Raw genomic sequence first — 15,968 nt, 5'->3', positions numbered from 1 at the left:
ATGTATCTTTGTAACTTGCAGGGATTTTTCATGTCTATCAAAATAATAGAAGAGCAAATTTATCGTTTTTTAAAATCTGATACTCCAGAGGTGATTGCCATTCGTGGAGCTTGGGGAGTCGGTAAAACTTACGCTTGGGAAACTTATCTAAAAGAAGCACAAAAAAAGAGTGAAATAGCACTTGATAGATATGCGTATGTTTCACTGTTTGGAGTTAATTCGCTTGATGCACTCAAGTTTGCTATTTTTGAGAAAAGCATAGATAAAAAACTAATTGGTGAAAAGCCAGAATTAAAAACGTTTGTGAAAAATTGTATTCCATTTATAGAAGATGTTAGTAAGGTTATTAGGGCTGATGCTTTGATGAGCCGAGCGTTGTCATTTCTATCTGTAAAAAAGGCAATAATTTGTTTTGATGATTTTGAACGTATGCGTCTTGATGCACAAGATGTGTTGGGCTTAATATCTGAATTAAAAGAACAAAAATTATGCAAAATAGTTCTTATTTTTAATGATGAAGGGTTATCTGATGATGCAAAAGCAAAATACGATACATACAAAGAGAAGGTTATCGATAAGGAATTTAACTTCCTACCAACCGCTCAAGAGTCTGCTGAAATTGTTTTTAGCAAAACTAACGAACAATATTCAGAAAAGCTACAAGAGCGATGCTGTAAACTAGGCATCACAAATATAAGAATATTAAAGAAAATTCAGCAACTAGCCAAAGATTTAAAGCCATTTTTAGAAAACAAAGAAGAAGAAACAAAGCATAATGCACTTTCGTCTTTAGTTCTTTTTACATATGCTTTGTATAAAAAAAGCGATAAATTTCCTGAGGTTGATTTTATAAAGAAGCAAAACGTAGACTTTATATCTTTCATGATTATTAAACAGATGGGTAATAAGGAAAAGCAAATTGAAGATACACCCGAAGAAAAGAAGATTATTCAGTGGAGAAGTATCCTTGAGGATTACGGATATAGCAATTCAGATGAGCTAGACATCGAAATAGCAAACTCTGTAGAGCGTGGATATTTTATAGAGGAAAATATAACTAAAGAAATCAAGAAATACGACGATAATATAATAATTAACAAAAAAGATAAATCTCTTACCGATGCCTGGAATCTATATCACTATAGTTTTGATGATAACCATGAAGAGGTTGTTAAAAAAATGTATGAGGCTGTCAAAAATCATGCGAAACATATATCGCAATCAAACTTATCGGCATCGATTAAGCTACTTAGGGACTTAGGTGCGGATAAAAAAGCTGATGAACTTATTGAGCTGGCTATATCATCAAATAACGATCCCGAGTATTTTAACATCAACCACTATACATTTAGACATCGTGTGGAAGATCAAAAAATGCTTGATAGGTTTGCAGAAGAATATAGAAAAAAACGTCCTCAAAAAACACTTATAGAAGTTCTTGAACGCCTTATTTCAACAAGTGGCTGGAGTATGGACGATGTGGAAGTGTTGGCGAATTCAAGTGAAGAAGACTACTATAACTTATTTAAATCTAAAAAAAGTAATGATCTTACTAATTACATCAGAGCGTGCCTACAATTTAGAAGGGTTACAAACTCCCATGAGCAAGAAAAATATAATCTGATAGTAACAAATACAGAAGCTGCCGTTAGAAAAATAGGATCTGAAAGCGAATTAAATAAACTTAGGATAAATAAATTTGAAATTAAGGATACTGTTGAAGTTGAGGCTGTAGACCTAAAGCCGTGAGGCGTTGCTTTGCTAAATTATTAATCCAAAGAGATTTGTACCCGTTAATGTACCCGAAAAATAGTAGGGTATCTCCCTGAATTTTGTATCCAGATACCCCCAGTGATACCCCCTAGTACCCCCAGATGCGACTGGACGTGATTAAACCTAAACGGACAATCGTTACCAGAAAATCGTTGTAAAGTCTAGCTTTTTTGGACTTGTTGGGACTGTGTAAAACGGGGGATTGGCGGGACAAACTTGACGGTTTGCGAACCAGATTTAAGAGTGAAATATTGCTATTTAGTACTCAAGTAAATCAATTTCAGACTTATGAATTGTAGCACTTCATAAATATTAATCATTCATGTAGAAAATTTATTAAGCATCTTATTAATGAGTTGTAACAATAAACCTTCAGTTGTATAATACCCTATCAAAACAGTAATTTAAGAGAAGGATGTAAGAATGAGTCGTATTTATTCCATTAGGGATTTTTTGAGGCTTGCACCAAACTATATGCTAAAACAATACATGAATGATAATACTATCGAACATGATGTTGATTTTGAGAAACTCACTGCAACAAAGATAGAGCCTTTATTTAACGCCATCACTTCTATTGAAGATGACCACTGTCGAAAAATGATTGATAGTGACTTTCAAAGTATTTTTCAAATGTCTTATGAGGGCGGTTTTAAGAAAATATTGCAAAGTGCCAACTATGCAGGATTGGACTTGCAACCAGTTTTTGAAAAGATGAACGGATTTTATGAGAAGGTGTTTTACGTTTTTATAACTCATCGTAAATTATTTGAAGATGCACATAGATTTGCTTGCACTGATTACTTAAAGAAAACATACTGGCGAAAAATTCAAAATGTAAGACCTGCCAATCAGCCAAATTATGAGAAAAAAACTAAAGAGTTGGAATCTGGAATCAGCCAATATTTTAGAAAAACTGAAGGACGTGGCAAATCCTGTAAAGCAGACCATTATACACAAGGCAACCTGCATTATTACTTTTGCTATCCTGAAGATTATTCTAAATCTGAATTATCTTGGGAAAAAGGCGTATTTGCTAAAAGGGTTACAAATCCAGCGTTTGAAGTAATTTTTGTTTATGATGCAACAAGTGAAACTCTTGATTCTTATTTTGACGGACAGAAAAAAACCGATACAAAATTGAAGAAAATATTTTTAGATAAAGTTTTAGGTATTGATGACATACCAGAAATTGAAGAAACTTCTTATAATATTGATATAATAAAAAGCCCTGCATTTGAATTTGTCGTTCCTGCTGATTCCAAAATAAAAAAAGTGATGATACAATCTTTAAGATTTAATACAAAACTTCGTAAAATTGATGTTACAGAGCATTGCCCTAAAGAATCAGTGCAGGCAATGATTGATGACATTAAAAAGAATCGGCAAGACATTAATTTATCATCTGATTGCATTGACCAGATAACTATAGTTGCAACCTTAGAGGCAAATAATCGCAGAGGCTTTAAAACCAAAGAGTTTACTATTAGTAAAGATAGTATAAGCAGGCTTAACTATAATGATGAAAATGACTTGCTTTTGAGGCAGATGATTATTGATTGGGGAATTGAAAGCATTGTTACGCAAAAACAGGAATTAAAAGTTGCCTGATATTTCTTCTTTGTTTTGCGATTTAATGCGTAATGTAAATAATCCATATTTGACAAATAACTTGTTGTTTGAAAAGCAGGTTGAAAAAAGGCTGTGGACTTTTCTTTGTAACCAGCCATTTATAACCAAGTCGGCAAATGCGGTTGATAATGTTTTTTGTAGTGGTTGTGAAGAAAATTGCTATATGCCTGTTGAGTCGATACGCAAACATGATAACACACTTGTATATATCGTAGATTGCGATAAGAAAGAAAATATCGGATTGGTTGAGCTTGATGCAAGCGAAGTAAGACCGCACAAGTTTAATCTTCTGGCTTTTTGCAATTCATTATCTCAAGTCATGCAATCACATGATGAAGCTACAACTTTAATTCCTGATATGTTCTATAAAATAGGCAGATGCTTAATAGATGGAAGCGGATATACTGTTTTTCTGGCGGTTTACTTAGAAGATGAAACCAAGATAATAAATAACAAAGAATATAAAAACGCCGTCAAACCTGTGATAATATCAATCAATGAAATTGGCAGTAAAGCACCCCTTCCATGCGTTGTAATTGATAATGTTATTTATATTGATAAGAACGGAAGTTTTGGAATTTTCTATGATGCAATGACATCTATTTACAAAGAGGATATAACTTCTAGGAACGTGTTTAATAAAGAAGGCGAAAACTGGCAAGTTAGCTTTTATGGTAAACAAGTTTGGGTAAAACATACCAAAGGTTGTTATTATATTGCAGAGCTGCTTAATAATCCGAATAAAGACATTAAAGCAAGCAGTTTACAGGCTATTGTTGATAAATCAGAATTACCTAATGAAGATTATGAAACCATGACGGAAGAGGAACTGCAGAAAGAGTGTTTAAGTTCATTTTCTGATAATACTATTGAAATTCTTGACCACAAAGGACTGCAAGATTTAAAGAATAGTTTGAAAACTATAGATAAACAAATTGAAGAAGCTAAAAGTAAAGGGATGACTGAAAAGGCAAATCAGCTAAAAATACAAAAAAATCAAATAGAAGAATTTATAAGAAAAAACAGCAATAACAAAGGCAAGAGCCGTAAGTTTAGCAATAGTAATAAAAAGGTGTTAGATGCAGTTTCAAATGCCATCAGAACGGCACTTAAAAACATTGGCAAAGAAAATCCCGAATTATCGCTACATCTTAAAGCCCATATTGCCACAGGGCATGTTTGCAAATATACCCCTGATAAAGATTATAAATGGCAGACTACATTTAATCACGGGAATCCGAAGAAATATGAAAAACAACTTGATGCCGTTTATCGATAAAACACTACTTCGAAAACGGTTTATTATAGAAACGAACGTTGGTGTGATGAAAACAGACTTTAACCTTAAACATTTAAGGCATAGGTCATCAATCAATGCTTTCGTTAGTATTTTAGCTTGTCTCATCGCTTACACTTATAAAACCGATAAACCCCAAATTAAGGCTTTTTTGCTTCAACCTTAAACATAGTTGGGGTTATATAGGTTTTTTAACCTTGTTAAAAATACAGCTCTATGTTACACTAACAGGTCATTAAGGAAGTTAAGGAGCCTGCGACTATGCCACCAAGATTCCCACTGGGAGCCATTACCGAATTTGCTAAGATTCTCTCTAATCTAGCAGGAACTCAAAAATATGATAAGAATAAATCTAGTACATCATTATCCACACCAGAACGTTTTTTAGGAATAAAGCCAGACCGCCCCACCTTTTCCACCTCATCTATGAGTAAGTTGTTCAAGGCAACACAACGACAAATGAAAGAACAAAATTCTTATTACCAAGACCTTGTTAAACCTCAGGAATCATCACAAGTTAGCTCATTGGACGAAGAAACTTTTAGTATGAAACCTTTAACCAGCAACAAGGACGAACCTGAGAAAGGTTCAAATGTTGCAGTTATAGCCCCTTCTCATTGGGGAGTAGTGACATCAAAATTTGATACACCTAAAGAAAAAGACGATAAAAAGGCAGGTCAAAATAAAGAGTATAAAAAAACGATTAATGGAGAAGGCTTTAATCTTTATCGTACAGACGATAGTATGCACCCACCGATTGACGGAAATGGGCGCTCTAACACTGTTGAAGAGCGTGCCAGAGCAATTATAAATGCACTTAATGACCCTAAAACCAATGGAATGATAGTTGCGAACGGTGGGGGCGGTGCTTTTGATGTTGCGAATGTACTAAATGAGTATGATAACGATCCCAAAGCTACAGAAAAGAAAATAACCGAAGCTTGGAAGAAAGAAAAACGAAATGAAGGCAAAGAGCTTCCAAATGATTTTTTTTATCCTCGTGGTGATGATGAAAATACGAAAATTTCTGGCAAAGAAACTCTTGATCAAGCTAAATACAGCGATTCCACAGGAAAAAAGCACGGTCTGCCAAAAAGAGATGATGTTGCTTTAGTTGGATTCAGTGATGGCTCAGTTATTACTAACTTCATAGAACAAAGAGGCATTGCAAGAACATATTACGGCAACCCTGCTGAGACAACAGCAGACAAGGGAATAAGTGATGTTACAGAAACGCTGACTAACCCAGATAGTGAAACGACCTACAAAGGTTTAAAACAACCAAATGTACAAAAAGAAGGCGTAAAAAACGAACTTGATAACATTTCAAAACAAGAGCTTCCTATACATGCAACAGAACTTTCCAGAATGGCTTTAACAGCTGGAACACAAATACCGTTTCATCTTGACAAACCTTCAATACTGGCAATTGAATCGATTGATTCTCCTGATGATATGGCAAAGATGCTGAAGCAATCACAAGAAGCTGGTTTATTAGATAATGTTAAAGCTATTGTGTTTGGACGTGTAAACTATAAAAAAAAGGAGTCTGACCAGAATTTTGAACCTGTTGATATGTCAAAATCCGATGGGTTAACAGATTTTATTAAAAACTCCGATATTCCTATCCTCTTAACAGATAATAAAGATACATTTGGACATGGTCCCGGTGTTGATAAAACAATAGCAAATCAGGCTCCGACTAAAATAAGCAAACAAGACGATGGCACCTTTGACTTATCGTTTAAAAGGCAATCATCAGATCAAACAAGAGCTACATATTATGCTTCCGAACGCCATTCTAGAGAGAAATTAAACGACAAAAAACCAGAAAAAAAAGAATTAAACGATGGTAAGCATGATGCAATATTTATTGACCAAAAAACAATGCGTCACACCGCAGGCACTAAAGATGCTATTGACGCATCTGGTAAAGTAGCGGTTATAACCTCAGATGAAACGCGTCTAAACAATATTGATCTAGCTGTAACACAACTAATGGAATCAGGTAAAAAACCAGATGCAATTATGGTGGCTATACCTAAAGATAAATTAACACCAGAAAGTGCTTTAAAAAGACTTACTACAGGAAGTTATGCGACATTTGAAGAAATTGATGAAAATGATAAAGGTGAATCAAGTTATGTAGATAGAGGTATTCCTATTGATGAGAATGGAAAATGGGCAAAAACTTTTCAAGAAGACCTTACAAAAGCTGGGGTATCTGAAGAACAAATGGAAATTAGCACTATTAGAAAAAAAGATGCTGGCAGTGTCGAGAAAGTTAAAATTGAAGATGATGAAAAGAAGGAACTAAAGGATAGGAATGTTTTTACAGTCGATGAAAAAGGCGAGAAATTTGGTGATAGTATTGGAACTGTTGAAAACTTAAAACTAAATATGGAACTTAAAGTCAAATTAAATGAAGACGACAAAAAAAATATTATGGATACAGCAATAAGTGTAAGCCTTTCTGAGCCTTTAAAAGAACTATTAGCTCAAAAGAGTGAGAGATACGGAATTGATATAAAGGTAAAAGAAGATGATCAACTATCACAATTTAAAGGTGTCGACAAAGGAGCATCAGTTAACAAAAACAAGGATGAATTGTCTTTTGCAACATCTAAAGACAAATCTAGTCAAAGGAATGAGTCAACTCCTAATCCTAAAAAAGAAGCACGTAAAGATGCTTTAGAACAGGCAAAAGATATTGGAATGAGCCTAACAAAATCAGGTATAGAAGAATCTAAAAGTGGCTCAGTAAAGCAAGCATATCATTCGCAAGAATCTCAAAAAAAGAGTCCAGTAGGACGATCTTAGTTGAAAGCTCAAGATAATAACTTTTCATAACTACGACAACAAAAATCGAAAAACGACAACTTTACCGTCTTACCTATCCGACAAAGCTGATAAATAACATTGAGATGAATATTTATCACCCGATAAATAAGACAAGCAGTTTTGCTATCGAAAAAGCCGTAATGAACAAACTTAAAGATGTAACGAGTAAGCAACATGTTGGATACGATAGTAATAACTATGAATGAAAGCCAGTTCCAGATTTTAGATTATGACAGATTCGCACCTTCAGCGATTGGGTTATTTAAGCCTCCATATTATAAACTTGGCGGACGTGCTAATTTTTCTTGCTATCAGAACCCGACAAACACCGATGCCAAAAACGGTATATATAAACCACGCCTGACTCTTACCAAACGTATGCGTCAAGGCGGTTTCGCTATAATGCTTCGTATTGAATTTTCAGCCCCAAAGCTGATACTTGGTAACAATTTCGATGAATTAATTGATACTGATTTTGATAATGTCATTCAAACTTTACTAAAAAGGCTTGAAAGCATGGGAGTTCATACCGATTATGAAAGGTTGGCAGATTCTGAAATATCAGCAATTCATTATTCAAAAAACATACCGCTTATAGATTATTCAAATTGTTCTATGATTATTAACGAGTTGCACAAGATTGACCTCAACAAAAAGCTTGATTTGGCAGCTTCAGACTATCGTAATAACGGGCAGGCAATCCGCTATCATACAAATAGTTTTGAAATTGCTTTTTACGATAAAATAAAAGATTTACAGCAAGCAAAAACAAGTGAAAAACGTGCTATTGAAAAAGATAGTTTTATGCAATCTGATTTATTTTCAGGGCGTAAGTTTTCTAAACAATTTGATGTGTTGCGTATGGAAGTTAGGCTTGGTAACAGGCAAAAGATTAAGCAGGTTTTTGAAAAACTCGGCATTGAAAAGAAACTGACATTTTCACGCCTGTTTGACAGGGATGTATCCAAGAAAGTTTTACAGCATTACTGGCAAATTATCTGGCATGATTTGAAAATTCCACTTATGGCAAATGATGATGTAGCTGATACATACCGACAAATTCAAAGCCAGACAGGTTATAAGCCTGCAAAAACCATGCAACTTTTCGGAGCGATAAAAATGGTGCAAGAATTGGGAATAAGGGGTGCAAGAAGTTTAATAGAAAAAAATGCGGATGTAAAAACATGGCAACGGTTAAAAAAGGATATAGATAGCTTGCAGTTGTCAAATAAGACTAAATTTACTGCCCTTGCTAATATCGGCAAGGCTATTGATAAGTTTGAGCCTTTGAAGTTGAAGGACTATGAGATTTAAGAGTTTATTAAAACAAGGTTATTGATTATGTTTTGGCTTAAGAATGTAAATTATAAGGTTGTAGTGATTATGGCAAATGACAAGTTCTGTTTTGTACTCGGTGCTGGTGCAAGTTCTCATTTTGGTTATCCGCTTGGTAATGAGTTGGTTGAGGCTATGGAAAAGTTAAAAGATATTATAGAACAAAAACATTCAAGTTATAATGAAGCCGATTTTAATGATGCACTTGAATTTTTAATCGATATAAAATCATACAACCCATTAAATATAGACTATTATTTACACAACCATCCAGATAAAGAGCAAATAGCTAAGAAGCTTATAGAGGCTGTTATATTGTATAGCCAAGGTATAGAAGCTTTCGAAAAAAATGGTGACTTAGCAAAGTGGTGGAGAAGGGGTCGTAAATATGGTGGTGAAAATGGATTTAGCGAGCGACATAATGAATGCTTAGAGCCTCGATTTAATAAAAATTATTTTCCAGCAAGTAACTGGGTAAAGTTTATACATCATAAGATAGTAGTTCATTGTAAAGATACGGATGAAATAAAAGAAGAATTGAAAAATATATCTATTGTAACATTTAATTATGACTTATCCTTTGAACAAGCTTTATGGAGATATTTTCAACCGAGTAAATTTGCTGATATAAGGGATTATTTGTTTAATACTTTCTTTAAAGAAAACATAGTTCACGTTTATGGCAAGGTTGTTCAAAGAGATGATAATGGTAATCCAATTGACGAGAACTATGAATGTCAAAGATTTGACATAGAAGAACGACTAGCACTAAAAATATTCCAAAAATCTAAAGGAAATGAAATTAAAATAATAGGCGTTAATAAGTCTGATGAAATAAATGTAGATGCTATAAAATTCTTAAAAGAAGCAAATTATGTATATTTCTTAGGGTATGCATTTGACGAGTTTAATAATCAGACTCTTGATTTAAAAAACTCACTGAATAACAAGGGTTTATTTAAAAATGTATTATATACGAACTACGATGATGGACTAACTTGTGATAGGAAAGTTAGAAGTTTTTTTTCTGAATATGATATAAAACCTTCTGGTTCGGATAACAGAATCATTAAAATTTCAAAAGTACATTTTTTATATGAACAATTTTGGGGAAATATCCTAAAATCTAAAAGAAATGTATATGAAGCACTTGAAAGGGACTTATATATCCCGATAACTACAAAGAAATAATAACTAATTATACTTGATACGTATAACGTAATATGATAAAGTAAAAAGGTAATGATAAATGATTAAATCATTCAAGTGTAAAGAAACTGAAAAAATATGGAATGAAACAAGGTCAAAGAAGTTTCCTTCTAATATTCAGGACAGGGCATTAAGAAAGCTAAGTATTATTGATTCTGCAATGGCAATTGATGACTTGAAGAACCCTCCGGGCAATAATTTAGAAGGCTTGCAGGGCAATAGAAAAGGACAAATGAGCATAAGAATTAACAATCAATGGCGTATATGTTTTGTTTGGGATGATGGCGAAGTAACAGAAGTTGAAATTGTTGATTATCACTGAAAATGTAAAATAAAGGAAGGTTGTAAAATGGCAAAATTAAAAAATCCGCACCCTGGCGATATATTAAAATATGAGTTTTTAGACGAATTGAACATGAGCCAAAACGCACTGGCAAAATCTATCGGCGTGCCTGCTAACCGTATCCACGCAATAGTTAACGGCACTCGTGATATTACAGCAGATACCGACTTGCGTTTATGTAAGTTTTTCGGCATGTCTGAAGGCTTCTTCCAACGTTTGCAAATTTTATATGACACAAGGGAAGCTAAACGCAAACTTAAAAACAAAATAGAACAAATCCAGCCTTATCAATATAACACTGATAATCATACACATATATAAGTAGTAACAAAATGAAAGCAGTAATATTTTCTCGTGTTTCTAGCAAAGACCAGGAAACAGGTCATTCAATAGATGCACAAACAGTCAAGCTAAAGGCGTATTGCGAGCGTTTAGGCTATGACATTGCAAAAACATATCAGGTTACTGAAAGCTCAACTGTTGGCGAGCGAAAACAATTTAAACATATGCTTGAATATGTTGGAGCTGCAAGTAAGAAAAGCGGAAAGCGTGTTGTACTTACCATTGATAAGATAGACCGCTTAATGCGTAATTTTAACCACTATCCTGAAATAAGTCGCCTTATCGAAAATGATATGATGGAAATTCATATTGTTGGCGATAACTCTATTATATCAAAAGAAAGTGGTTCGATGGAAAAGGCGATGTTTAATATGGGCATTGTTTTTGCTCAAGTTAACATCGATGTAATGAAAGAGCATGTGAAACGTAGCATTGACCACAAGATTAAAAAAGGCGAAATCATCACAAAAGCACCACTTGGCTATAAGAACTATAAAAATGAGCATGGCAAAAGTGATGTTAAAATTGATGAAGAATGTTGTTTTTTCATTAAAAAAATCTTTCAAGAATACTCAACTGGTACTTATTCACTTGGCGATATAACAAAAATGGCTGAAGGTTGGGGATTGCGTAATAAAACAGTGCAAAAAGGTAAGATTAGTAAGTCGCAGATACATAACATTGTAAACAATAAGTTTTATATTGGCATTTCAAAACCAAGAGGCATTGAAGTAACGCACCCTTATCCTAGGCTTATTGATGAAGTTATATTCCATAAATGCCAAGCTGTGCTTGCAAAGGCTAATAAAATGCCCTTTAAATATGCTGCTAAGCCGTTTTTATTTCGTGGTATGGTTTCGTGTGCTAAATGCGGTTGTTCGTTCTCAAGCTATGAAAAGAAAGGGCATGTTTATTTAAGACCGACAAAATCAAAAGGCGAATGTGATTGCAAGCCTATCAAAGAAGAGCAGGCATTGCAAACCATTAAGGGCATTTTTAAGGCTTTGTATATACCGCCAGCTTTACTAGAAGAAATGAAAGCAGGAATAAAGCAAATTTGCGAAGGACATGCTGATTATCAGTTAAGCGAGTTTGAAGCCCTAACAAAAGAATATAAAGACATTGAACGCCAAAAATCTAGGTTACTTGATTTACTGCTTCGTGATGAAGTGCAGAGTATTACACAAGACATATACGACAAAAAAATGCAGGAGCTTCAGCAAAGGCAGCATGAAATCAGCAATAAAATAGACGGGCATGTTGAAGATGATAAGGTATTCCAAATTACCCTTAAATCGTTGCTGGCACTATGTTCTAACTCTTATGAAGTTTTTGAAAGTTCGCAAATAGAGCAAAAACGCAAACTTATGTCTTTTGTACTTGCGAACCTGCAAATTAAAGATGGAATCCTTTGTTATTCCTTGAGAAAACCGTTTGATGAACTGCTAAATATAGCCAAAAACAAGGAATGGCGGGAGTGACGGGATTCGAACCCGCGACCTCTGCCGTGACAGGGCAGCGCTCTAACCAGCTGAGCTACACCCCCGTATAAGAAATTCTTACGTGGGGAGAGGCAGATATAAATTATCTTTGGCAACAAATCAAGTATTAAAGCATACTATATGCATTTTTTTTGTGTTGGTAATGGATTTTGAACAAAAATGCATATATAGTTCCCCTCTGCGGTAAGGGGTATGAGATATTTTATTATATAAATGTAATTATTATGAAAACCATTCATATTTTTATTCATACGTTAAACCATAGCGGTTTGGTGCATGCTGCCGTGATGATGGCTAACGGTTTGGTCGATAAAGGATATAAATCCGAATTAGTTGTAATCGGACAGAGGTGCGAGTCCCCATATAATATTGATGAAAGAATTAACGTAACCTTCTTGAATGTAAAGCGAGGGAAGGGAGCTTTAGGTAAAATCAGGTATTTAGTGCAGTCGATAATTGCTTTGCGAAAATATATTAAAGCTAGGAGGGCAGAAAATCTGTTAGTATGGGGAAAGGAGTTTACTTCTGTTGCTGTTTTTATCAGGTGTTTGTTTGGGGTTAATGCAAAAATTATAGGTGTTAATGCAATAAGTATCTCATCGCATTTAGAAAATAATAAAAGATTCTCCACAGCGGTAATCCATAAGAAAATATATAAAACCTTTTTAAACCGTGCCGACCATATTATAGCTCAGTCAACGGGTATGGTGAATGAGTTGGTTGAGGTTTTTGCAATAAATAAAGAAAAGTTGAATGTTGCATATCCTGCGTTATCAAAGAAATTTTTCGGTCTTGAAATAGCGGAACATAAACAAAATGAAATTGTTTTTGTAGGAAGGCTTGCCGAACAAAAAAATCCTGAACGGATGTTAAATGTGTTTTCCAAAATAAAAGATAAAGATGTTAAATTAAGAGTAATCGGTGAGGGTGAGTTGATTGACTCTTTAAAATATATGTCCGAAGAGCTTGGAATAAAAAATAGGGTTATATTTGAAGGGGCGAGGGATAATGTCGTGCCATATATGCAAAAAGCGAAGCTGCTTGTGCTGACCTCACGTTATGAAGGGTTCGGAATGGTTGTTGCCGAAGCTATTGCTTGTGGAACTCCTGCCGTTGCGGTTGATTGCCCTGTCGGACCTTCGGAGATAATCATAAACGGTGAGAACGGCTATTTAGCAGATTATGAAAATGATGAAGAACTTGTATCTTTAATTGATAAGGCTCTGCAAAAAAAATGGGATTATAAAAAAGTATCGCTAACGGTAGAAAAATTTTCTCCTGAGAATGTTTTACCCGAATATATAAATGCAATCAAAAAGGTTTTTTAAGTAATGGAAGATGAAATTATCGAACTACAGGAAATGGCAGCCCATCAGGCAAGTGACATTGAGAAGTTAAGTGTTGAAATATATATTCAGCAAAAGGAAATAAATATGCTAAAGGAAAAACTGCAAAAACTTGAATCTAAAATAAAAGAGCATGGCGGTGATTCGGGGATAAGAAGTATAGATGAGGAGTCGCCGCCACCGCATTATTAAATTGTACTCCTTGTAAAACACTTCGTGTTTTAACTCTCCCTCAAGGGGAGAGTAGTTTGTTTTAGTTAACCACGCAGGGTTTTTATATTATCTTTATATTTTTCCGAGCCGCCTGCAAAAGTTGCGGAGCCGGCAACTAACACATCGGCTCCGGCTTGAACTACTAACTTTGCGGTTTCCGTATTAATGCCGCCATCGACTTGTAAATCTATCTGTTTGCCTGTAGCGTCGATTTTTTGGCGGATTATCCTTATTTTCTCCAGTTGGGAGTGAAGGAATTTTTGTCCGCCGAAGCCAGGGTTAACCGACATAACTAAAACAAGGTCAAGCTCAGGTAATATATAATCAAGAACGTCAGGAGGTGTAGTCGGAACTAATGATACGCCTGCTTTTTTGCCGAATGACTTTATTAACTGTACGGTTCTGTCAAGATGGATACAAGCCTCCTGATGAACCGTTATTATATCCGAACCTGCTTGTGCAAACTCTTCAATGTAATTATCGGGATTTTCTATCATCAAGTGAACATCGAACGGTAAATCGCTTGTTTTTCTTAAGTCCTTAACAACACATGCCCCTATAGTTATATTAGGTACAAAATGACCGTCCATCACATCAATATGGATATAATCCGCCCCTGCATTTGTTACGTCCGCAACGGCTTTTCCGAGTTCTGAAAAATCAGCGGAAAGAATTGAGGGGGCTATTTTTGTATTTTGCTGCATTTAAAACCCTAATTTTTTTTTAATTAATGTAGATGATTTTGAGAAATTTTTCCAGTCATTAATATTTTTTTAGTTTTTATATTGTTCGTTAACGATTTGTTAATATTCTGAATGTATTAATATGCTTTCGATTATATTGAACTTACACTCTAGGAGAATAATCATGGTAAATAACGAAATACTGAATGTTGACGGTCTAGTCAGTCCTGAAGACAAGGTTATAGCCTCAAAGCTATATAGGTTACGTACAAAAATGGACATAAAAAGATCCGAACTTGCACGTTTGACGGGCATATCTGAAGAAACTATAGCAGAATATGAGAACGGGCTTGAAGCTGTTCCTGCAAGTGACCTGTTCATGCTTTCAAGTGTAATGGGTATCAGCATTGATTATTTCTATAGCGATGATTATACGGCGGCTTCTTCTGCATTTGAGGGTAATGAAGAGGTGGTTTTCTCCTAGTCAAAATCCATATCAAGTCCTATATCGACACTTGTAGGTGAGTTAGTTATAGCTCCGACCGATATGAAGTCTACGCCTGTTTCTGCTATGCCTCTTACTGTTTTTAGGCTTACATTGCCTGATGCTTCTAAGGGAATTTTTCCTGCCGTTATTTTCACCGCTCTTGCGAGGGTTTCATTATCCATGTTGTCAAGCAGGATAATATCCGCACCATTTTCAAGAGCCTCGATTACCTGCTTTATAGTATCGCATTCTATTTGTATTTTCATGCTGTCAGGGCGGTTCTGTTTCGCCTTATTCAAAGTATTTTGAACAGAGCCACATACGCTAATATGGTTATCTTTTATCAGTATGGCATCATCAAGGCAGAATCTATGGTTATAACCGCCTCCTTTGGTGACGGCATATTTTTGAATAGAGCGTAGCCCCGGTATGGTTTTTCTGGTATCGAGTATTTTTGCTTTAGTTCCTTTTGTTAAGTCGACGAACTTACGTGTTAGCGTTGCCGTTCCGCACATTTGGCGTAAAAGGTTTAGTGCTACCCTTTCGGCTTCAAGTATTTTTATGGCGTTACCTTCTCCTTGCAGGATTATATCGCCCTGTTTTATGATATCGCCGTCATTATATCGGCTTTGAAGTTCTATTTTGTTTGAAAGAGTTTTAAATACCTCCATGGCTATCGGTATTCCGCATACCACCATTTTTTCCCTTGCACGGATTACGAATTTTGTGTTTTTATCTTCAGGAACAGTGATTTTTGATGTAATGTCGCCTTTTCCGATATCTTCGGATAGCGACATGGATATTATCCTGTTAATTTCTTTTGTGTCCGGTTGCATTTTAAATAAAATTTGTTACTGAAAAAAGTTTTTAAGACCTCTGCATAATGCAAATAAAGCTCGTCATTACCCGAAAATACGAAATAAAAATAATAAGTTTACTTAATTATTTTTATAAAGTATTTCGCC

14 protein-coding genes and 1 tRNA gene are annotated in these 15,968 nt (G+C 34.9%); 12 read left to right on the top strand and 3 right to left on the bottom strand.

Going from position 1 to position 15,968, the window contains the following annotated elements; genetic code table 11:
* Positions 1-30: 30 nt before the first annotated feature.
* From O2942_10725 to O2942_10685, 9 genes are all read left to right on the top strand, one after another.
* On the top strand, positions 31-1,749 hold the full coding sequence (locus O2942_10725; GenBank protein MDA0782722.1) for a hypothetical protein: 1,719 nt from the start codon (positions 31-33) through the stop codon (positions 1,747-1,749).
* Positions 1,750-2,196: 447 nt separating this feature from the next.
* A complete protein-coding gene (locus O2942_10720) occupies positions 2,197-3,384 on the top strand; it encodes a hypothetical protein (protein ID MDA0782721.1) in 1,188 nt (395 codons plus the stop codon).
* Entirely contained in the window at positions 3,377-4,684 is a 1,308-nt protein-coding gene (locus O2942_10715) for a hypothetical protein (GenBank protein MDA0782720.1), read from the top strand. Before O2942_10720 ends, O2942_10715 begins: the two co-directional genes overlap by 8 nt.
* Positions 4,685-4,963: 279 nt before the next feature.
* Positions 4,964-7,522: a hypothetical protein gene (locus O2942_10710; GenBank protein MDA0782719.1), complete on the top strand. Its 2,559-nt coding sequence runs from the start codon at positions 4,964-4,966 to the stop codon at positions 7,520-7,522.
* A 195-nt stretch (positions 7,523-7,717) separates the two neighbouring features.
* Entirely contained in the window at positions 7,718-8,857 is a 1,140-nt protein-coding gene (locus O2942_10705; GenBank protein ID MDA0782718.1) for a hypothetical protein, read from the top strand.
* A gap of 69 nt (positions 8,858-8,926) precedes the next feature.
* Positions 8,927-10,069 carry a hypothetical protein gene (locus tag O2942_10700; protein MDA0782717.1) on the top strand — a complete coding sequence of 381 codons (1,143 nt, stop codon included), beginning with the start codon at positions 8,927-8,929 and terminating at the stop codon, positions 10,067-10,069.
* A 58-nt stretch (positions 10,070-10,127) separates the two neighbouring features.
* Entirely contained in the window at positions 10,128-10,409 is a 282-nt protein-coding gene (locus O2942_10695; protein MDA0782716.1) for a type II toxin-antitoxin system RelE/ParE family toxin, read from the top strand.
* A gap of 27 nt (positions 10,410-10,436) precedes the next feature.
* Entirely contained in the window at positions 10,437-10,751 is a 315-nt protein-coding gene (locus tag O2942_10690) for a HigA family addiction module antitoxin (protein MDA0782715.1), read from the top strand.
* Positions 10,752-10,762: 11 nt separating this feature from the next.
* Positions 10,763-12,253, top strand: a complete 1,491-nt coding sequence (locus O2942_10685) for a recombinase family protein (GenBank protein MDA0782714.1) — start codon at positions 10,763-10,765, stop codon at positions 12,251-12,253.
* Here the strand turns inward: O2942_10685 and O2942_10680 are convergent.
* Positions 12,242-12,318 (bottom strand) — tRNA-Asp (locus O2942_10680). The two genes, O2942_10685 and O2942_10680, sit on opposite strands and share 12 nt — an antisense overlap.
* A 180-nt stretch (positions 12,319-12,498) precedes the next feature.
* Here O2942_10680 and O2942_10675 point away from each other — a divergent pair.
* Positions 12,499-13,602, top strand: coding sequence for a glycosyltransferase (locus O2942_10675; protein MDA0782713.1), 1,104 nt, complete (start codon positions 12,499-12,501; stop codon positions 13,600-13,602).
* Between the two features lie 3 nt (positions 13,603-13,605).
* Positions 13,606-13,812, top strand: a complete 207-nt coding sequence (locus O2942_10670) for a SlyX family protein (GenBank protein MDA0782712.1) — start codon at positions 13,606-13,608, stop codon at positions 13,810-13,812.
* Positions 13,813-13,877: 65 nt separating this feature from the next.
* Here O2942_10670 and rpe read toward each other — a convergent pair whose 3' ends face one another.
* Positions 13,878-14,537 carry a ribulose-phosphate 3-epimerase gene (gene rpe, locus O2942_10665; GenBank protein ID MDA0782711.1) on the bottom strand — a complete coding sequence of 220 codons (660 nt, stop codon included), beginning with the start codon at positions 14,535-14,537 and terminating at the stop codon, positions 13,878-13,880.
* 163 nt (positions 14,538-14,700) lie between these two features.
* Here rpe and O2942_10660 point away from each other — a divergent pair, with 163 nt between their 5' ends.
* Positions 14,701-15,000, top strand: a complete 300-nt coding sequence (locus O2942_10660; protein ID MDA0782710.1) for a helix-turn-helix transcriptional regulator — start codon at positions 14,701-14,703, stop codon at positions 14,998-15,000.
* Here O2942_10660 and nadC read toward each other — a convergent pair.
* Complete coding sequence (gene nadC / locus O2942_10655) at positions 14,997-15,839, bottom strand: carboxylating nicotinate-nucleotide diphosphorylase (GenBank protein MDA0782709.1); 843 nt, start codon at positions 15,837-15,839, stop codon at positions 14,997-14,999. The two genes, O2942_10660 and nadC, sit on opposite strands and share 4 nt — an antisense overlap.
* Positions 15,840-15,968: the final 129 nt, after the last annotated feature.

It is taken from the genome of Pseudomonadota bacterium (genome assembly GCA_027620075.1).
Classification (GTDB): domain Bacteria; phylum Pseudomonadota; class Alphaproteobacteria; order Rickettsiales; family UBA6187; genus 1-14-0-20-39-49.
The sequence above is the reverse complement of the archived record's forward strand: the minus strand, read 5'-3'. Positions and strand labels throughout refer to the sequence as shown.